The sequence below is a fragment of the Enterobacter cloacae complex sp. 2021EL-01169 genome (assembly GCF_020733125.1).
Lineage (GTDB): Bacteria > Pseudomonadota > Gammaproteobacteria > Enterobacterales > Enterobacteriaceae > Enterobacter > Enterobacter roggenkampii.
Map to the genome: position 1 here is coordinate 242,765 of NZ_JAJFTC010000004.1, position 20,115 is coordinate 262,879.

Genomic DNA, 20,115 nt, shown 5'->3' on the forward strand with positions numbered 1-20,115 from the left:
TGGCCTGATAGCAGTCTAATTGTGTCGGAAGGACACGCATTCATACACCCGGCGCAATCATGGCAATATGTGCTAAATCATATTCTTATTGAAAAGGGTGAGAAGAGTGCCGGAGCAGGCTCCGGCAGAGGGATTAAAGATAACGGGAGGTCAGATGCTCGCGGAAGTAACGGATATTCAGATCTTCACCCGTCGCCTGGGTGATTAACTGCGACGTGCTGAAGCGACTGCCGTGCTGCCAGATGTTCTGACGCAGCCACTCAAAGAGTGCGGAAAAATCGCCCTCAGCGATGGAGGCCTGCAGACCCGGAAGCGCCGTTTTCGCGGCGTGGAACAGCTGTGCGGCATACATGGCCCCCAGCGTATAGGATGGGAAGTAGCCAAAACCGCCGTCGGTCCAGTGAATATCCTGCATACAGCCGTTGCGGTAGTTGTCTTTGGTGGATAACCCGAGCCAGGCCTGCATTTTCTCGTCCCACAGGGCAGGGATATCGTCCACTTCGATCTCGCCGTTGATCAGCGCGCGCTCAATCTCATAGCGCAGCACCACGTGTGCCGGGTAGCTCACTTCGTCCGCATCGACGCGGATATAGCCCGGCTTCACGCGCTGGTTCCAGGCAATAAAATTCTCTTCGCTGAACGCCGCCTGGCTGCCAAAGCGGGCGTGCACCGCAGGGAGAAGATGGTTGAGGAAGGCTTCACTGCGTCCCAGCTGCATCTCAAAGAACAGGCTCTGGGATTCGTGGATCGCGGTTGAGCGGGCCAGCGCAATCGGCTGTCCTGCCCACGCGCGCGGCAGGTTTTGTTCGTAGCGCGCGTGTCCGGTTTCGTGGATCACGCCAAACAGCGCGCTGAGCAGTTCATCCTCGTCGTAGCGCGTGGTGATGCGCACGTCTTCCGGTACGCCGCCGCAGAACGGGTGCGCACTCACGTCGAGGCGACCGCCGTTAAAATCGAAGCCGAGCATTTTCATGGCTTCCAGGCCCAGTTCGCGCTGTGTTGCGGTCGGGAACGGGCCCTGAGGAGGAACAAACGAACGTTGCGCCTGCTTTTCCACGACGTTTGCCAGCAGGTCCGGCAGCCAGGATTTCATATCGCCGAACAGAACGTCCAGACGGGCGCTGGTCATGTCGGGCTCAAAAATATCCAGCAGCGCGTCATACGGTGTGCAGCCTTTGGCTTCCGCCCGCAGGCGCGCCTCTTCACGGCTGAGTTTGACCACCTCTTTCAGGTTGGCGGAAAAACCCTGCCAGTCGTTAGCGGGACGCTGCGTGCGCCAGGCGTGCTCGCACCTGCTGCCCGCCAGGGATTTGGCTTCCACCAGCGATTCCGGCAGCAGGGTTGCCTGCTGGTAGTGGCGCGTCATTTCGCGCAGGTTGGCCTGTTCGACGTCATTCAGATCTTCACCTGCCGCCGCCGCTAACAGGTCGCCGACTTTTTTATCGGTCAGGATCTGGTGCTGCAGGACGCTCATCTCCGCCAGCGCCTCGCCGCGCGCGGCGCTGCCGCCGGGCGGCATCATGGTGAACATGTCCCAGCTGGCGATGGAGGTAAGGTGCGAGAAGCGGGAGAGACGCTGGAAGGTTTTCACAAGTGACTGATAGGCTGATATTTTTTGCAATTCTTATTTCCTCATGCCGGGGATGTGTTTCAGGGAGCATACAATGAAACAGACCCAATTCCCCAACATTTCCCACGCGGAGGAAATCTGTGCCGATCTCCTCCGTTGAAACCGTCCCCGGCATTCCGGAAGACGGTTTTCGGTGGGCACTCAGGACTTATCGCGCATAACCTGTTGCAGGATCGCCAGCGCCTGGTTGAACTGGGCGTCCGGAATGGTCAGCGGATAAAGGAAGCGGATCACGTTGCCGTACTGGCCGCAGATCAATAACAGCAGGCCCTGGGCGAGCGCCTTTTGCTGGATCGCCTGCGCGATAGCGGCTGACGGTTCACGGCTCTCGGGGTCAAAAAACTCCGCCGCAATCATCGATCCTCTTCCCCTTATCGCCACGAGCGCGGGGAAGGTGCCCTGAATCTCCTCCAGCGTGGCTTTCAGCCGATCGCCCAGCTGACGGGCGCGCGCGCACAGCGACTGGTTGTCGATAATCTTCAGCACCGCGTGCGCGGCGGCCACGGCAAGCGGGTTGCCTGCATAGGTGCCCCCCAGGCCGCCGGGAGCCGGCGCGTCCATGATTTCGGCGCGGCCCACCACGCCGGACAGCGGCATTCCGCCTGCCAGGCTTTTAGCCATCGTCATCAGGTCGGGTTTGTCCGCGTAGTGTTCCATCGCAAACAGTTTCCCCGTACGGGCGAAGCCGCTCTGCACTTCGTCGGCAATCATCACGATCCCGTGCTCATCACAGATACGGCGGATGGCGGCCACCAGCTCTGGCGGGGCGACGTTGAATCCGCCTTCACCCTGAATGGGTTCAAAAATAATCGCCGCCACCTGTTTCGCCTCAATATCTGCTTTGAACAGGCGTTCTATCGCCGTGATGGCATCCTGCGTCGTGATGCCGTGCAGCTCGGAGGGATACGGCACGTGGTAAACCGACCCCGGGAAGGGGCCAAATCCCAGCTTATAAGGCGCGACCTTGCCGGTTAAGGCCATGGTCATATAGGTTCGGCCGTGAAAGCCTCCCCCGAAGGCAATCACACCCGGCCTGCCGGTGTGGGCCCGGGCGATTTTAATGGCATTTTCCACCGCTTCCGCGCCCGTTGTGAAGAACGCCGTTTTGGCCGGGCTTTGCACCGGGGCCAGCTCGTTAAGTTTTTCGGCCAATGAAACGTAGCTTTCATACGGCACAATCTGGTAGGCCGTGTGGGTGAACTGGTGAAGCTGTTTTTCCACTGCGGCCACCAGTTCAGGATGACGATGGCCGGTATTCAGTACCGCGATCCCGGCGGCGAAATCAATATAGTCGTTGCCTTCCACGTCGGTGAGCGTGGCATTCTCCGCCGAGCGGGCAAAGAAATTACACATTACGCCAACGCCGCGCGGGGTGGCAGAAAGTCTGCGCTGATGAAATTCCTGGTTACTCATGTCAGATACCCTTTTGTCGAAACGATCATACGCCAAGACGATCGCGCAGGCTGTAGTACGCCGCGCCCATCGCCGTAAATGGAATCCGCAGGCTGCGGCCGCCCGGGAAGGGGTAGTGCGGGAGGTTGGCAAACGCATCAAAGCGCTCAGCGTCACCGCGCAACAGTTCCGAGATCAGCCGTCCGGCCAGGTGGGTGCAGGTCACGCCATGGCCGCTGTAGCCCTGCATGTAATAGATGTTTTTATCCAGACGACCAAACTGCGGCATACGCGACAGGGTCAGCAGGAAGTTGCCCGTCCAGCGGTAGTCGATTTTGACGCCTGCCAGCTGAGGGAAGGTTTTGAGCAGCTTTGGCATCACCAGGCGCTCGACATCGTCCGGATCGCGCGCGCCATACACGACGCCACCGCCGTACAGCAGGCGGTTGTCGGCGGTGAGACGGTAGTAATCCAGCAGGTAGTTACAATCTTCCACGCAGTAGTTATTGGGGATCAGCGTGCGGGCGAGCTCTTCCGGCAGCGGGGCGGTGGTCACCACCTGGGTGCCGCAGGGCATGCTGCGTTTTGCCAGCTCCGGTTCGATCTTATCGCCCAGATAGGCATTCCCGGCGACGATCACGTAGCGGGCCGTCACCTGACCATGCTGCGTGCTCACTACGGCCGGGCTGGTGTGCTGAATGGCAGTCACCGGGGACTGTTCATACACCCGCCCACCGTTCAGGCGAATGGCGTCCGCTTCGCCGATCGCCAGGTTCAGCGGATGAATGTGCCCCCCGCTGCGGTCCAGCAGCGCGCCGGTATAGCGTTCGCTGTCGACTTCCCGGCGGATGGCGCTGGCGTCCAGCAGCTCCAGCTGCGTGTTGCCGTAGCGTTCCCAGTTGGCCTTTTGCTCCTCCAGCGTCTCCAGCTGCTTATGGTTTAGCGCCACAAACAGCCCGCCGGGACGATAGTCGCACTGGATCTGATAGCGCTGGATACGCTCCCGGATGATCTCCCCGCCTTCAAACATCATGCTCCCGAGGGCTCTGGCAGCATCGGGGCCGTAGTTTTTCTCAATCACGTCGATGTCGCGGCTGTAGGAGTTAACCAGCTGGCCGCCGTTGCGTCCGCTGGCGCCGAAGCCGATGCGCGCGCCTTCAAGGAGCACCACGTCGTAGCCCATTTCGGCGAGATGCAGCGCGGAGGAGAGGCCGGTATAGCCGCCGCCCACCACGCACACGTCACAGCTGATCGACTCGTTAAGCGTCGGGAAGGGTTCGTAAGCGTTCGCGCTGGCCGCGTAGTAGCTGGTGGTATGTTCGGTCATGATTGAGGCTCCAGGGCAATCCAGATGGTTTTCAGTTCGGTAAATTTTTCCAGCGCGTGCAGGGACTTATCGCGACCGTTGCCGCTCTGCTTATAGCCGCCAAAGGGGACGGTCATATCACCGTCGTTATAGTTATTGACGAAGACCGAGCCGGCTTTCAGGCGGCGGCTCATGCGGTGCGCGCGCGAGAGATCGCGGGTCCATACCGCCGCGCCAAGCCCATATTCACTGTCGTTGGCCAGCGTTAAGGCTTCCTCTTCGGTTTTAAAACGGGTGACGACCAGCACCGGCCCGAAAATCTCTTCCCGGCACAGCGGGGAGGCAGGGTCGATGTCGACGAAAATGGTTGGACCGACTGCGGAAGGCCATGATTGTTCCCGCCCGTCCAGCAGCAGCGTACCTTTCCGGGTTCCCTCGCGAATAAACGTGTGAACGGTATCGGCGTGCGCGGCGTCGATGAGCGTGCCCATCGTGCTGTCAGGGTCGAGCGGATCGCCCGGCTGCCAGTGGCGGGCCTGCGCTTTCAGCTTTGTCAGGAATTCATCGGCGATGCTCTCTTCGAGCAGCAGGCGGGTGCCGGCGATACAGACTTGCCCCTGGTTATAAAAAATCCCGGCGGCGGTCGCGCTCACGGCCTTGTCCAGGTCCGGACAGTCGGCAAAGATAATGTTGGCGCTTTTGCCGCCCGCCTCCAGCCAGACGCGCTTCATGTTGCTTTCTCCCGCGTCCTTCAACAGCTGCTTGCCGGTACGGGTAGAGCCGGTAAACGTCAGCACCTCGACCTCCGGGTGCAGTGCCAGCGCCTGGCCCGCTTCGTGGCCGTAACCGCTTATCACGTTCAGCACGCCGTCAGGCAGGCCCGCCTCTTTCGCCAGTCCGGCCAGCCGCAGGGCGGTGAGCGGTGATTTCTCCGATGGTTTCAATACCACGCTGTTGCCCGCGATCAGCGCCGGGCCCAGCTTCCAGCAGGCCAGCAGCAGCGGGAAGTTCCAGGGGACGATGGCCGCGACAACTCCGATGGGCTCGCGCACGATCATCGCCAGCTCGCCCGGCCCCGTAGGCGCCACTTCGCCGTAGACTTTATCCGCCGCTTCGGCGTACCAGCGAATAGCGCGCGCCGCGCCGGGAATATCGTCGCGCAGGCTGTGGCGGATGGGTTTACCGGTGTCCAGCGTTTCCAGTAAGGCCAGCTCTTCGCTATGGCGTTCCATCAAATCGGCGAGCGTATTGAGCACGGCCTTGCGCTGCGCCGGAGACGCCTGCGACCAGTCACCGCGCTCAAATACCGCACGCGCGGCCTGAACCGCGCGGTCCACGTCCGCCTGCTTGCCCCGTGCGACGTTCGCCAGCGTCTGCTGGGTCGCGGGATTGACGGTGTCAAACGTGGTGTTATCGGCGGCGTCACAATAGGCACCGTTAATAAATAACCGGGTCTCAATGGCGCTGTTTTTTGCTTTATCCTGCCAGTAAGTCAGGTGCTGAAAATGCATATTCACTCCTTTCTTTCGCAATCAGATAAATAAAGGCATGGCCGTTTCAGGCAATACGAAGCCGTGGGGCATCCCGGGAATTAACCCGTTAAATGCCGACAGCGATCGTTTTTATATTTCCCGGCGTAAGCGCGCTTACGCCGGGACTGAGTGGTAATTAGAACGTGGTAGGGGTGTGGGCACTGATAATGCGGCAGATGCCTGCCGAGGTGTTGCTGAAGCTGTGCGGTATGCCGGTATTGATGGCATAGCTTTGCCCCGCAACCAGGTGATATTGCTGGCCATTAATCGTCAGCAATATTTCACCTTCCAGTATCGTACCGATCTCCTCACCCTGGTGTTTGATCCTCTCTCCGGTCGTGGTTCCAGGCTGGTAAGTTTCAAAAATCATCGCCAGCGTACGGTTCGGATTTCCGTTATGAACCAGCTTCATCGAAACCCCCTGACTGCCTATTTCGATAAGGTCTTCCTGATTAATAACCACCTGCGGTTCATCAGGTTTTTCCGGTTCCGAAAAGAATTCCGAGAGCGACAGCCCATAAACTTTCAGCAGCTTTTGCAGCGTACTGATAGCAGGACTGACTTTGTCCTGCTCAATGGTGCTGATGGCACTGTGTGTTAACCCAGACAGTTCGGCGGCACGCCGCTGCGAGAGACCCAGCTGCTGGCGGATCTCAGACAGACGTTTCCCTGGCGCCAGTCCGTCATCGCTCATAGTTGCATTTCCTTTACGGTAGTGGTCAAAGCCGTTGCTTCTCGGCAATGTGGCTTTGACAGGCGGTGATAAAACCTTCAAACAACATACGGGACAGGGCGTACTCGCTGCTGTTCCATTCGGGGTGCCATTGCACGCCGAGGGCAAAAGGGTGGTCATGAACGCTGACCGCCTCGACCAGCCCATCCGTCGAGCGGGCTTCCACGCGAAGCCGTGGTCCTAACGTCCGTGCACCTTGCCCGTGTAACGAGTTTACCCAAAATGTGTTACAGCCTGGTATTAATTGAGACAGCAGTCCTCCCTCCTGAACCTGAACTTCATGAGACGGGGCGTATTGTAGCTCAACCGGCAGTTCAGGATCTTCCCGGTGCTCGAGCAGGTCGTTCTGCTCGAACAGGCGGCGATACAGCGTCCCCCCCGTTGCAACAACGAGTTCCTGCAGCCCCCGGCAGATGGCGAAAATGGGGATGCGCCTTTCGAGCGCGGCGGCAATCAGCGCCATACTCAGAAGATCTCGCCCGGGATCGGCGTCAGGCTCATCGCCGTTTTCACCATAAAGGTGCGGCTGCACGTTACTTGGGCTGCCCGGCAGGTAAATTCCGTCAAGCGTTGGCAGCAGAGCGGTGAGCAGCTCTGGCTCTGCCAGCGCATGCGGTAAGGCAATTGGTAAACCCCCCGCGTTAATAATGGCATTCAGGTACTTTTCTTGCAGGGTCTGGGTCTCATGACCCTTAAGCCTGTTTCTACACATCACCACGCCAATAACTGGCTTGTTCATTATATTTTCCATGATCGCCCTCACAAAGTGGACTAAATTTAGGCCATTTTCGCCTGACAAACGGCCTTTTCGTTCAATATTTTCTCAATCTAGCAACGGGATCTGCCTTTTGCAAACTTAATTTAACATTTGACAAACAATTTATTTGCATACAGATTCGATAGGGTGGACATTATATTTGACAGTCCAGAGCAGCGAACGCAAATCCCAAAAACGGTGGTAAATCATGGAAACCAATATCGTAGAAGTTGAGAACTTTGTGCAGCACACGGATGAGAGGCGGGGCAGCGCCTTTACGCAGGAAGTGAAGCGCTATTTAGAAAAGTATCCTGACACCCAGTTTATTGATGTCCTCCTGACCGACCTGAACGGCTGTTTTCGCGGCAAGCGCATCCCGGTTGCCGGACTGAGCAAGCTTGAAAAAGGCTGCTATTTCCCGGCATCGGTTTTCGCCATGGACATTTTAGGTAACGTCGTGGAAGAGGCGGGTCTGGGGCAGGAGCTCGGCGAGCCGGACTGTATCTGCGTGCCGGTGCCGGGCACCCTGACGCCGTCCGCCGCCGACCCGGAATACATTGGTCAGGTGCAGCTCACCATGGTCGATGAAGATGGCGCTCCCTTTGACGTTGAGCCGCGGAACGTACTCAACCGACTCTGGCAGCAGCTGCGCCAGCGCGGCCTGTTCCCCGTGGTAGCGGTAGAGCTGGAGTTCTATTTACTTGACCGTAAACGCGATGCCGACGGCTATCTGCAGCCACCCTGCGCGCCGGGGACCGACGTGCGTAACACGCAGAGTCAGGTCTACTCGGTTGATAATCTTAACCATTTTGCTGACGTGCTGAACGACATTGACGAACTGGCGCAGCTGCAGCTGATCCCCGCCGACGGGGCAGTGGCTGAGGCCTCCCCGGGCCAGTTTGAGATAAACCTGCACCATACGGAAAACGTGCTCGACGCCTGCGATGATGCGCTGGCGCTTAAACGTCTCGTCAGGCAGATGGCGGAAAAACATAAGATGCACGCCACGTTTATGGCAAAGCCGTATGAAGAACATGCGGGCAGCGGGATGCATATCCACATCAGCATGCAAAACAACCGAGGCGAAAACGTGCTCGCAGACGCCAACGGCGAGGATTCCGCGCTGCTGAAACGCGCGCTGGCCGGGATGATCGACCTGATGCCTGCGTCCATGGCGCTGCTGGCACCGAACGTCAACTCCTACCGCCGTTTCCAGCCGGGGATGTACGTGCCGACGCAGGCGTCATGGGGACACAATAATCGCACCGTTGCCCTGCGTATCCCCTGCGGCGATCGCCATAACCATCGGGTCGAGTACCGGGTGGCGGGCGCTGACGCGAATCCGTATCTGGTGATGGCGGCGATTTTTGCCGGCATTTTACATGGGCTGGATAACGATTTACCCCTGCAGGAAGAAGTGGAAGGCAACGGTCTGGAGCAGGACGGACTGCCGTTCCCGATTCGTCAGAGCGATGCGCTGTGGGAATTTATGCAAAACGATAGCCTTCGCGAGCGGCTGGGCGAACGTTTCTGCCACGTCTATCACGCCTGCAAAAACGATGAATTACTGCAGTTTGAACGCCTGATTACCGAAACGGAAATTGAGTGGATGCTGAAAAACGCCTGATGACGTGCCCCGGTAAGGGGCCGCTTTGTTTCATCTGACACGTATCACCAAACGGCCTGCGCGGAGCCTGGCCTAACTGTTCGCTGGCACGCCAGCTTTCTCCCGGGAGTCGCGTTATGGAGCGCAGGCGGCACAGGGATTTTCTTAACGACACTGTGTGACGAGGTAGGAAATGATGCAGATGTTCAACTATCCGCAGGGCGAAGGGGGCCAGTCAGGCGCCTGCTGTGAGTGCGAGCCAGAGACGGTGCGCTGGTACGATCGCGTGTGTTCTTTACAACTTCCCCCTTTGCTAAGCAGGTTTGCGTTAAGGACAGCGCGATTGCAAACCACGGTAAGCATGGGGGGGACGGTTTATGGCGACTAACACCTCTCTTGACTCGCCGCGCATGGCCGGCAGAACCCGGCTGCGCAGTTCCCTCAAGCTCTGGCAGGTGGTCATGATGGGGCTGGCTTATCTCACCCCCATGACCGTGTTTGATACCTTCGGCATTGTGTCCGGTATCAGCAACGGCCACGTGCCCGCCTCGTATCTCCTGGCGCTGGCTGGCGTCATGTTTACCGCCATCAGCTACGGCAAACTGGTACGACAGTTCCCGGAAGCGGGCTCTGCGTACACCTACACGCAGAAATCGATCGGCCCCCATTTAGGCTTTATGGTCGGCTGGTCATCGCTGCTGGATTATCTCTTCCTGCCGATGATCAACGTGCTGCTGGCGAAGATCTACCTTTCCGCGCTGTTCCCCGAAGTCCCGCCGTGGGTCTGGGTGGTGGGGTTTGTGACGATCCTGACGCTGGCGAACCTGAAGAGTGTGAATCTGGTCGCCAACTTTAACACCCTGTTTGTGCTGGTGCAGATCGCCATCATGGTGGTGTTTGTCATACTGGTGGTGCACGGTCTGCATAAGGGAGAGGGCGTCGGCACCGTCTGGTCGCTCCAGCCGTTTATCAGCGAGAACGCACACCTGATTCCGATTATTACCGGCGCGACTATCGTCTGCTTCTCTTTCCTCGGCTTTGACGCGGTCACCACGCTATCGGAAGAGACGCCAAACGCGGCGCGTGTGATTCCCAAAGCCATCTTCCTCACCGCTCTGTATGGCGGGCTGATATTTATTGTTGCCTCGTTTTTCATGCAGCTCTTTTTCCCGACGATCGCGCGCTTCAAAAACCCGGACGCTGCGCTGCCGGAAATCGCGCTGTACGTGGGCGGCAAGCTCTTCCAGTCGGTGTTTCTGTGTACCACGTTTGTGAATACGCTCGCTTCAGGCCTGGCCTCGCACGCCAGCGTCTCTCGCTTACTGTATGTGATGGGGCGTGACAACGTGTTTCCGGAGCGGGTGTTTGGCTACGTGCATCCGAAATGGCGTACGCCAGCCCTGAACGTCATTATGGTTGGGATAGTGGCGCTGTCGGCCCTGTACTTCGATCTCGTGACCGCGACGGCGCTGATCAACTTTGGCGCGCTGGTGGCGTTTACGTTTGTTAATCTCTCGGTGTACAACCATTTCTGGCGGCGTAAGGGGATGAACAAAACGTGGAAAGATCGGTTCCACTATCTCCTGCTGCCGCTCATTGGTGCCGTCACGGTCGGCGTGCTGTGGATAAACCTCGAAGCGACGTCCCTGACGCTTGGCCTCATCTGGGCGGCGCTGGGGATCCTTTACCTGACATGGCTCACGCGCCGTTTCCGAAAACCGCCTCCGCAGTTTGAAGCCGGTAAGATAGAACAGGCCTGGGATTCCTGAACGAAAAACGGCACCAGTACGCTGGTGCCGTTTTTCGGGAAACGGACGTCCGCCCGCGAGCATATTATCTCAGACGTTTATGAAGACTTGCGCCCACCAGCAGTGCGGCACAGAGCATTAGCGCGATAAACCCGCCCACGCCGTTCCAGCCGTAGTGATGCCAGAACACGCCGCCGAGCGTCCCGGCGATGCTGGACCCCAGGTAATAGCTAAACAGATAAAGAGACGATGCCTGACCTTTGGCGCGACGCGCGCGTGGGCCTATCCAGCTGCTGGCGACCGAGTGGGCGGCGAAGAACCCTGCCGAGAAGAGCAGCATGCCGGCAAAAATCAGCCACAGGGAGGAGAAGAGCGTCAGCAGCAGGCCGACCAGCATCACCGATGTGAAGAACAGCATGACCGGGCCGCGGCCATAGCGGGCGGTCATTGCCCCGGCCTTCGGTGAACTCCACGTACCGGTCAAATAAGCCACCGAGAGTAAACCGACAATAGCCTGGTTCAGATGCCACGGCGAGAGCATCAGGCGATAGCCAATATAGTTAAACAGCGTGACGAAGGCGCCCATCAGCAGGAAGCCGGTCAGGAACAGGCGCGGCAGCCCCTTGTCGCGCCAGTGCAGGCGGAAGTTGATAAACAGCGTTTTCGGGCGCAGCGATGTCGGGCGGAAATGACGCGATTCCGGCAGAATTTTCCAGAACATCAGGGCAGACGCCAGCGCGAAACAGCCGATGACCGCCAGCGCAATACGCCAGCTAAAGAAGTCCGTGAATACCCCGCTCAGCAGACGTCCGCTCATCCCGCCAATCGAGTTCCCGCTGATGTATAGCCCCATAGAGAAGGCAACAAAGCTCGGGTGGATCTCCTCGCTGAGGTAGGTCATCCCGACCGCCGCCACGCCGCTGAGCGAGAGCCCGATCAGCGCGCGCATCACCAGGATGCCGTGCCAGCTGGTCATCATGGTCGAGAGTAGCGTACAAACCGAGGCCAGCATCAGCGCGGTTACCATCACCTGTTTACGGCCGATGGCGTCAGAGAGCGGCCCGGTAAAGAGCAGGCCAACCGCCAGCATACCGGTTGAAATAGAGAGGGATACGCTGCTGCTGGCGGGTGAAACGCCAAACTCATGGGAGAGCACGGGCAGGATCGGCTGAACGCAATAGAGCAGGGCGAAGGTCGCCAGACCGGCGGAGAAGAGCGCCAGCGTGACGCGCATAAATTGGGGGGTACCACGTTTAATGAACTGAACCGGCTGCGATGTTGCAGGTAAATCATCGATATCGCTCGCCGGATCGATATCAATGGCAGTTGTACGACTCACACAGTTTCCTTGCTTAAACATCCCCGTGATTTCTGGTGACGGGTATGACCACCTGATAAGGGTAGGAAAATGTAAATATTCTGTCTAATATATTAATAATCTCAAATGATACTTTAGAAATATGAATATCGAGCTGCGTCATCTCCGCTACTTTGTCGCTGTCGCCGAAGAGCTGCATTTTGGCCGAGCGGCGGCGCGGCTGAACATCTCTCAGCCCCCCTTAAGCCAGCAGATTCAGATCCTGGAGCAGCAGGTCGGGGCGCGCCTTCTGGCCCGCACCAACCGCAGCGTAAGCCTGACGGCGGCGGGTAAGCAGTTTCTCATCGACAGCCGACAAATTCTGAGCATGGTCGAGGACGCCGCCGCCCGGGCAGAACGGCTCTATCTCGGGGAGGCCGGAGAGTTGCGCATCGGGTTTACCTCGTCGGCACCGTTTATCAGCGCCGTCTCGGAAACCCTGTCGTCATTCCGTCGCCATTTCCCGGATGTGCATATTCAAACGCGCGAGATCAACACCCGCGAGCAGATCGCGCCGCTCAATGAAGGTTCGCTGGATCTGGGGCTGATGCGTAATACCCAGCTGCCGGACTCGCTGGCGTGGGAGGTGATCCTGCGCGAGCCGCTGATGGCCATGATCCCGCACGATCACCCGCTGGCGTCGCGTCCGGCGATTTCGCTGGCAGAGCTGGCAAACGAGCCGTTTGTCTTTTTTGACCCGCAGGTCGGAACGGGTCTGTATGACGATATCCTGGGGCTGATGCGCCGCTACGATCTTGCCCCGGTCATCACCCAGGAAGTCGGGGAAGCGATGACCATTATCGGCCTGGTCGCCGCCGGGCTGGGGGTGTCTATTCTTCCGGCCTCCTTTAAACGGGTACAACTGCGCGAAATGCGCTGGGTGACCATCGCCGAAGAGGATGCCGTTTCAGAGATGTGGCTGGTCTGGGCAAAACATCGCGAACAGAGCCATGCCGCACAGCGCTTCAAACAGCAGTTGATGAACGCCTCCGCCGGGCGGCATTTTCAGGGAAAAGTGGGCAAAAATGTGCAGTAAATCACATGGCTAAGTAAATATTTGACGGCAGCCCTGCAAGTGCTTCACCATAGCCAACAGTTTATTTCGAAGCTCGAAAATAAGGGAGTACGAGGTGGTCGCTGATAGTCAGCCAGGGCATATTGATCAGATTAAGCAGACCAACGCTGGCGCGGTGTATCGCCTGATTGATCAGCTTGGTCCGGTTTCGCGTATCGATCTTTCGCGCCTGGCACAGCTGGCACCCGCCAGTATTACCAAGATTGTCCGCGAGATGCTGGAAGCGCACCTGGTTCAGGAGACGGAAATTCAGGAGCCGGGCAGCCGTGGTCGTCCGGCAGTCGGGCTGGTGGTGGAGACGGAAGCCTGGCACTACCTGTCGCTGCGCATCAGCCGGGGGGAGATCTTCCTTGCGCTGCGCGATCTCAGCAGCAAGCTGGTGGTGGAAGACCGTCTTGATCTGCCGCTCAACGCCGGGGAACCGCTCCTCGACGCGATTGTTTCGCATATCGATCGCTTCTTTATTCGTCACCAGCAGAAGCTTGAACGCTTAACGGCCATTGCCATCACCATGCCGGGGATTATTGATACCGAAAATGGCATTGTTCACCGCATGCCGTTTTACGACGATGTTAAAGAGATGCCGCTGGGCGAAGTGCTGAAAAACCATACCGGCGTGCCGGTCTATATTCAGCATGACATCAGCGCCTGGACCATGGCGGAGGCGCTGTTCGGCGCGTCACGCGGGGCGAGGGATGTGATTCAGGTGGTTATCGATCATAACGTCGGGGCAGGCGTCATTACCGACGGACGTCTTCTCCACGCCGGAAGCAGCAGTCTGGTGGAAATTGGCCATACCCAGGTCGACCCATACGGTAAGCGCTGCTACTGCGGTAACCACGGCTGTCTGGAGACCATTGCCAGCGTGGAAAGCGTGCTGGAGCTGGCGCAGGTCAGGCTCAGTCAGTCCATGAGCTCATCGCTGCACGGACAACCCCTCACGGTGGATTCTCTCTGCGCCGCGGCGCGTCAGGGCGATCTGCTGGCGAAGGACATCATTACCGGGGTGGGGAATAACGTTGGCCGCATTCTGGCGATTATGGTGAACCTCTTCAACCCGCAAAAAATCCTTATTGGCTCACCGCTGAGCCAGGCGGCGGAGATCCTCTTCCCGGCGATTACGGCCTGTATTCAGCAGCAGTCACTTCCCGCCTACAGCCGGAACATTGCGGTAGAAAGTACCCAGTTTTCCAATCAGGGCACGATGGCCGGCGCCGCGCTGGTCAAAGATGCCATGTATAACGGCTCGCTGTTGATCCGCCTGTTACAGGGTTAACTCTTTTTTGCAGATGTAAGAAAAATTGCGCTATCTCAAGCCGGGTAGCGCACGCATCCCGTAGACTTCCTCCACTGAATTATTTACCTGGTTTATATTTTCGAAGCATACCCAAGAGGTGGAGTGAGTCATGCTTAAGCGTTTCTTTGTTACTGGTACAGATACCTCTGTCGGCAAGACCGTTGTATCCCGCGCATTGCTGCAGGCGCTGGCAGCAAGCGGTAAACGCGTGGCAGGGTACAAACCGGTCGCAAAAGGGAGTAAAGAGACGCCAGAGGGATTGCGTAATAAAGACGCCCTGGTACTGCAAAGCGTCTCGTCACTGGAACTGCCTTATCACGCGATCAATCCTATTGCGTTAAGCGAAGAGGAGAGCAGCGTGGCGCACAGCGGCCTGATTAATTACCCTCTGCTGTCCAACGGTCTGGCGAGCCTGTGCGAGAAGGTCGATCACGTGGTGGTGGAAGGCACGGGCGGCTGGCGCAGCCTGATGAACGATCTGCGCCCGCTGTCGGAATGGGTGGTGCAGGAACAGCTTCCGGTGGTGATGGTGGTGGGGATCCAGGAAGGGTGCATCAACCATGCGCTGCTGACGGCGCAGGCGATTGCCAATGACGGCCTGCCGCTGGTTGGCTGGGTGGCCAACCGCATCAACCCTGGTCTGGCGCACTATGCGGAGATCATCGACGTGCTGAGCACCAAACTACCCGGACCACTGGTGGGCGAACTGCCTTATCTGCCTCGCGCCGAGCAGCGCGAGCTAGCGCAATACATCGATCTCTCTGCCCTCAGTGGCGTGTTGACCGTAGATCGAGTCGTGGCGTAACGTCCGCGACAGCACGGACGCCAGCACGCAGGCGACCAGCAAACCGGGCAGTAAAAAATATTGCCCGGTCATTTCACAGACCATCAGCGCCGACATAATGGGCGCATGCGTGGTCGCGGCGAGTAGCGTCGCCATCCCCGCCAGCCCAAGCAGAATCGCCGTCTCAGCGCCCGGCAGCCACAGCGCGAAAAGCTGTGCAAACAGCATCCCTGTCGCCATGCCGACAAACAGCGTGGGCGTGAACACCCCGCCCGGCGCGCCCGAACCGCTGCTCGCCAGTACCGCCAGTAGTTTACAGATAAAGACGCCTGCAACGATCGACAGCAGCGGTGGGGCGAGCAGAAAAGCCTGCACCACGCTGTAGCCGTTCCCCCACACCTTCGGCGTCAGAAGAGACAGTAGCCCGACGATCGCACCGCCGAGCGCCAGCTGCCACGGGGGCGAAAGCTTAAGGCGCAGGAATAGCCCGTGGCTGAACGCCATCAGCCACATCAGCAGCGGTCCGCAGAGACCCGCCAGCAGCCCCATGGCGGCCAGCAGGGCATAATCAGTTGCGGTGAGTGTGCCGCTCAGATGGACCGCGTAGAGCGTGCCGGTTCCCGGCGCCAGGAGCTGCGTGGTGAGAAGCGCCACTACCGCCGCGATAACCACGGGCCCGAGCGAGGCCAGCATCAGGGTGCCAAACAGAATCTCCGCAATGAACAGGCTTCCGGCTAACGGAGCATGGTAGGCGCTGGCCATCCCGGCCGCGGCGCCGCAGGCGATCCATAACTTCCATTCGGATTTGGGCGTAAAGCGCCGGGCAAAAAAGGAGGCGGCGAGGGCGGCAAGCAGGATCATCGCCCCTTCACGCCCGATGGCGCTTCCGCTTGCCACGACCAGCAGCGAGGCAAGGGATTTCACCAGGCTGGCGCCGTAATCAAACTGACCGTCGCCGGTCTCCAGCGCTTCCATATAATCGGTGGGGGCATGAGGCCGCTGGGCGGTCAGCCGTTGCCATCCCCATAGTAACAGTCCCGCAGCCAGCCCGCCCAGCGCGGGCGTCAGCGCGCGCCGCCAGGGTGAGAGCGACGAGGCGGCATTCACCAGGCTGCCGCTGTCGTTGCTGAGAAGCAGCCACTCCAGCAGATACATGCTGTGGCGGAACACCGCCACGGCCAGCGCGGCCAGCACGCCGGTGACGGTAGCAATCAGCAGTCGACGAAACATCGCGCGGATGTCGGGGTACGTATGAAGACGTTGCATGGGTCGCGAGTAAACGGGAAAGATACAATATTGTGGCGGGAAATCGCGGGGTTAGCAAAAGGTATGCGTGCGGAAAAGCCGGGCGATGCCCGGCCGGAAAGATTAGCTCTCGCTATGTATATTCAACGCCCGACGCGTACGACCTGAACTGAGATACTCGGCAATATAGTCCTGAGAAATCTCGCCGTTGTAGCGCCCGTCCTCATCCACGATCGGCATCCAGCTGGTGTTGCTCTCATACAGGCGTGACAGCACCACGCGCAGGTTGTCTTCGGCTTTGCCGGTCATGCGGAACGGATGCAGGATGTCGGCGCAGGTCCCGCTGGCGTTACGCGCTTCGCGACGCTTCACAAAGCCCAGCGGCTTGCCGTGCTCGTCAACCACGGTAATCGCGCGAATATCGTTATCATCCATGGTGGCAAAGGCTTCTGGCAGCGGCGTCGAACCCCGCACCGTAATGGTCGGCTGCTGGTCGGTGACGTCGCCCGCCGAGACTAGCAGCAGGCGCTTCAGCGTGCGGTCCTGACCGACAAACGAGCCGACAAACTCGTTCGCCGGTTTCGCCAGCAGTTCGTCCGGGCTGGCGCACTGGACGATTTTCCCCTGCCGGAACACCGCAATACGGTCGCCAAGCTTCAGGGCCTCATCGATATCGTGGCTCACCAGCATGACGGTTTTTTTCAGCTTGCGCTGCATCTCGAGGAACTGGTTCTGGATCACCTCGCGGTTAATCGGGTCCACCGCGCCGAAGGGCTCATCCATCAGCAGCACCGGAGGATCTGCCGCCAGGGCGCGGATCACGCCGATGCGCTGCTGCTGGCCGCCGGACATCTCGCGCGGATAGCGATTCAGGAACTTATGCGGATCCAGCGCCACCATATCCATCAGCTCTTCGGCGCGGGTTTTGCAGCGCGCTTTATCCCAGCCCAGCATGCGCGGTACGACGGTAATGTTCTCTTCGATGGTCATGTTCGGGAACAGGCCAATCTGCTGGATCACGTAGCCGATGTTGCGGCGCAGGGTGACGGTGTCCATCCCGCTGGTGTCTTCGCCGTTGATCAGGATCGTCCCGCTGCTCGGCGTAATGAGGCGGTTAATCATCTTCAGGGTGGTGGTCTTCCCGCAGCCGGACGGGCCGAGCAGGACGCACATTTCCCCTTCGGGCACGTTCAGGTTGACGTTGTCGACGGCCTTGAAGGTCTGGCCGTGCTTCTGTGAAAAGTGTTTGGTGAGGTTTTCCAGTTTTATCATTATCGAATCCCCTTCGGAGTCAGAACCACCTGCAGACGGTGCAGCAGCCAGTCGAGCACAATCGCTAAAAGACAAATCATCAGCGCACCCGCAATCAGCATGCGAATATCGCTTCCGCCGATGCCGTTGAGCAGCAGCAGGCCCAGACCGCCCGCGCCGATCACTGCGGCAATCGCCATCACGCCGATGTTCATCACCACGGCGGTGCGGATCCCGCCGAAAATCACCGGCAGCGCCATCGGAATTTCGACCCAGCGCAGGCGCTGCCAGAAGGTCATGCCGATGCCGCGCCCGGCTTCACGCAGGCCCGGCGGCAGGCTGTCGAGCGCCGTATGGGTGTTACGCACAATCGGCAGCAGCGAGTAGAGAAACACCGCCGTGATCGCGGGCAGGGCGCCAATCCCCTGACCGATCAGCGAAAAGAGCGGGATCATCAGGCCAAACAGCGCAATGGACGGAATGGTCAGCACGATGGTGGCAATCCCCAGCACCGGCGTCGCCAGCCACCTGTGGCGAACAATCAGAATGCCGAGCGGGACGCCGATGAGAATGGCTAAGCCCACGGCCAGCGCCACCAGCCACAGATGCTGCAGCGTCAGGGTTAAGAGGTAGTCCCAGTTGTCCAGAATGTAGTGAATCGTCTCCATAGCGCCTCCTACAGCAGCTGTTTGCTACGCAGGAAATCACGGGCGACCTGCTGCGGTGACTGATGGTCGATATCCACCTTCTTGTTCAGTTCGGTGATAACGTCGTTGTTGAGCTGGGCCGAGAGGGTGTTGAGCGCCTCTTCCAGGCCCGGATTGGCCTCCAGCGTGTCCTTACGCACCACCGGGGTGACCGCATAGCTCGGGAAGAAGCCTTTATCGTCTTCCAGCACCTTGAGATCGAAGCCCTTCACGCGCCCGTCGGTGGTATAAATCAGCCCGGCGTCGACGAAGCCGTCGCGCACCGCGTTATAAACCAGACCGGGGTCCATCTGGCGGATCTGCGGGCGGTCCAGGTCCATCTTATAGGCGGCCTGAAGCGGCTTCATGCCGTCGCTGCGCCCGGCAAATTCCAGGTCTAAGCCCAGCAGCCAGTTTTTGTCCGGGTTGGTTTTACGGATCTGCTCAATCTTCGCCACCATCTCCGACATGGTGTTGATATGTTCCGCCTCGGCGCGCTTGCGCTGCATGGCGAACGCATAGGTGTTGTTCATGTCGGCGGGCTTGAGCCAGACCAGACCGTGCTTCGCGTCCAGACGTTTCACCGTCTCGTAAGACTCCTGGGGCGACATGCGCTTGTTGATATGGTTAAAGATGATTAATGACGTGCCGGTGTACTCCCAGGTCATATCAATCTGCTTGTTGATCATCGCGTTGCGGGAGATCACCGTGGCGATATTGGTTTGCGGCTGCACCTGAAAGCCTTTCTTTTGAAGGTACTGCACGGTCATCGCCGAGAGAATGTGCTGCTCGGTAAAGCTCTTGGTCGCCAGAATCAGCGGGGCCGCAATGGTCTGGCCGGTGAACAGCGCCGCGGCACACAGCGCCGCCAGGCTGGATATCAGTCTCATAAAAGCTCCTTGTTATTGTTATCGAGCGAGATGGGGACTCATCACGCGACCCAGCGCCGCCAGCAGGGTATCGAGGATCAGGGCGAACAGGGCGGTGGCCGCCGCGCCGAGGATCAGGGTCGGAAAATCGTTCAGGTAAATGCCGGGGAAAATCAGCTCGCCGTAGCTGCTGGCACCGATCAGGAACGCCAGCGGTGCGGTACCGACGTTAATGGCGGTGGCGATGCGGATCCCCGAGAGCATGACCGGCCAGGCGGCAGGCAGCTCAACCTGGCGCAGACGCTGCCATTTGGTCATCCCGATGCCGTTTGCCGCTTCCAGCAGCGACGGCGGGACCGAGCACAGCCCGGCATAGGTGTTGCGCACGATCGGCAGCAGCGAGGCGAGGAACAGGGCGATGATGGCCGGCGTATCGCCAATACCAATCACCACCATCGCCAGCGCCAGCACGGCCAGTGGCGGCAGCGTGTTGCCGACGTTGAAGATTTGCATCACATATTCGGCGATACCCCGCGCGGCCGGGCGGCTCAGCAGAATACCGGCCGGAATACCCACCAGCAGGGCAAAGAACATTGATGAGAAAACCAGAATCATATGCTGTTGCCCGAGATAGATCAGGTCAACCTGACGCGCTCTGAGGGTCTCCAGCCCGATCCCCCAGACGAGGAGGGCGAGAACCACGATAATGGCGCCGACAAACAGCAGCGAACGTTTGAATAATGGGTGCATTGCGGTGTGTCTCCCTGTGCGCATGCGTTATAGCAACCACCGGTTGCCTGTTGTTATGCCATGTTTCGGCAGGGGTAATTGACCTATAGCAAGCGTT

General features: G+C 59.0%; 17 protein-coding genes. 5 read left to right on the forward strand and 12 right to left on the reverse strand.

Annotated elements, in window-relative coordinates; genetic code table 11:
• Positions 1-133: 133 nt before the first annotated feature.
• From LLF79_RS14225 to puuD, 6 genes are all read right to left on the reverse strand, one after another.
• Positions 134-1,621 carry a carboxypeptidase M32 gene (locus LLF79_RS14225; RefSeq protein ID WP_227879710.1) on the reverse strand — a complete coding sequence of 496 codons (1,488 nt, stop codon included), beginning with the start codon at positions 1,619-1,621 and terminating at the stop codon, positions 134-136.
• A gap of 150 nt (positions 1,622-1,771) precedes the next feature.
• Entirely contained in the window at positions 1,772-3,043 is a 1,272-nt protein-coding gene (gene puuE, locus LLF79_RS14230; protein ID WP_227879712.1) for a 4-aminobutyrate transaminase, read from the reverse strand.
• Between the two features lie 25 nt (positions 3,044-3,068).
• The gene (locus LLF79_RS14235) at positions 3,069-4,349 is read right to left on the reverse strand and encodes an FAD-binding oxidoreductase (RefSeq protein ID WP_025911468.1); all 1,281 of its coding nucleotides are present in this window, start codon (positions 4,347-4,349) and stop codon (positions 3,069-3,071) included.
• Complete coding sequence (puuC, locus tag LLF79_RS14240) at positions 4,346-5,839, reverse strand: aldehyde dehydrogenase PuuC (protein ID WP_227879716.1); 1,494 nt, start codon at positions 5,837-5,839, stop codon at positions 4,346-4,348. The genes LLF79_RS14235 and puuC overlap by 4 nt, the downstream gene beginning before the upstream one ends.
• Before the next feature lie 157 nt (positions 5,840-5,996).
• Positions 5,997-6,554: an HTH-type transcriptional regulator PuuR gene (puuR, locus tag LLF79_RS14245; protein WP_008502454.1), complete on the reverse strand. Its 558-nt coding sequence runs from the start codon at positions 6,552-6,554 to the stop codon at positions 5,997-5,999.
• 25 nt (positions 6,555-6,579) lie between these two features.
• Positions 6,580-7,344 carry a gamma-glutamyl-gamma-aminobutyrate hydrolase gene (gene puuD, locus LLF79_RS14250; RefSeq protein ID WP_023292584.1) on the reverse strand — a complete coding sequence of 255 codons (765 nt, stop codon included), beginning with the start codon at positions 7,342-7,344 and terminating at the stop codon, positions 6,580-6,582.
• A gap of 214 nt (positions 7,345-7,558) precedes the next feature.
• Here puuD and LLF79_RS14255 point away from each other — a divergent pair, with 214 nt between their 5' ends.
• Positions 7,559-8,977 carry a glutamine synthetase family protein gene (locus LLF79_RS14255; RefSeq protein ID WP_008502452.1) on the forward strand — a complete coding sequence of 473 codons (1,419 nt, stop codon included), beginning with the start codon at positions 7,559-7,561 and terminating at the stop codon, positions 8,975-8,977.
• Between the two features lie 356 nt (positions 8,978-9,333).
• Positions 9,334-10,725 carry an APC family permease gene (locus tag LLF79_RS14260; protein WP_023292582.1) on the forward strand — a complete coding sequence of 464 codons (1,392 nt, stop codon included), beginning with the start codon at positions 9,334-9,336 and terminating at the stop codon, positions 10,723-10,725.
• Positions 10,726-10,789: 64 nt separating this feature from the next.
• On the opposite strand, the gene LLF79_RS14265 is transcribed toward LLF79_RS14260, so the two are convergent.
• Positions 10,790-12,043, reverse strand: coding sequence for an MFS transporter (locus LLF79_RS14265; RefSeq protein ID WP_039266230.1), 1,254 nt, complete (start codon positions 12,041-12,043; stop codon positions 10,790-10,792).
• Between the two features lie 121 nt (positions 12,044-12,164).
• Between LLF79_RS14265 and LLF79_RS14270 the strand changes: the two genes are divergently transcribed.
• From LLF79_RS14270 to bioD, 3 genes are all read left to right on the forward strand, one after another.
• Entirely contained in the window at positions 12,165-13,097 is a 933-nt protein-coding gene (locus LLF79_RS14270) for a LysR family transcriptional regulator (protein ID WP_063435706.1), read from the forward strand.
• 94 nt (positions 13,098-13,191) lie between these two features.
• Positions 13,192-14,412: a sugar metabolism global transcriptional regulator Mlc gene (mlc, locus tag LLF79_RS14275; RefSeq protein ID WP_059365155.1), complete on the forward strand. Its 1,221-nt coding sequence runs from the start codon at positions 13,192-13,194 to the stop codon at positions 14,410-14,412.
• 130 nt (positions 14,413-14,542) lie between these two features.
• Positions 14,543-15,238: a dethiobiotin synthase gene (bioD, locus tag LLF79_RS14280; RefSeq protein ID WP_008502446.1), complete on the forward strand. Its 696-nt coding sequence runs from the start codon at positions 14,543-14,545 to the stop codon at positions 15,236-15,238.
• Here the strand turns inward: bioD and clcB are convergent.
• The 5 genes from clcB to osmY form a co-directional block, all read right to left on the reverse strand.
• Positions 15,173-16,483 (reverse strand): voltage-gated ClC-type chloride channel ClcB, encoded by a 1,311-nt coding sequence (gene clcB / locus LLF79_RS14285; protein ID WP_071580350.1) that lies wholly within the window; start codon positions 16,481-16,483, stop codon positions 15,173-15,175. The two genes, bioD and clcB, sit on opposite strands and share 66 nt — an antisense overlap.
• A gap of 102 nt (positions 16,484-16,585) precedes the next feature.
• Entirely contained in the window at positions 16,586-17,734 is a 1,149-nt protein-coding gene (osmV, locus tag LLF79_RS14290) for an osmoprotectant ABC transporter ATP-binding protein OsmV (RefSeq protein WP_008502444.1), read from the reverse strand.
• A complete protein-coding gene (gene osmW / locus LLF79_RS14295) occupies positions 17,734-18,381 on the reverse strand; it encodes an osmoprotectant ABC transporter permease OsmW (RefSeq protein WP_021241193.1) in 648 nt (215 codons plus the stop codon). The genes osmV and osmW overlap by 1 nt, the downstream gene beginning before the upstream one ends.
• 8 nt (positions 18,382-18,389) lie before the next feature.
• Positions 18,390-19,289: an osmoprotectant ABC transporter substrate-binding protein OsmX gene (gene osmX / locus LLF79_RS14300; RefSeq protein WP_008502442.1), complete on the reverse strand. Its 900-nt coding sequence runs from the start codon at positions 19,287-19,289 to the stop codon at positions 18,390-18,392.
• Between the two features lie 18 nt (positions 19,290-19,307).
• On the reverse strand, positions 19,308-20,018 hold the full coding sequence (osmY, locus tag LLF79_RS14305) for an osmoprotectant ABC transporter permease OsmY (protein ID WP_023327330.1): 711 nt from the start codon (positions 20,016-20,018) through the stop codon (positions 19,308-19,310).
• Positions 20,019-20,115: the final 97 nt, after the last annotated feature.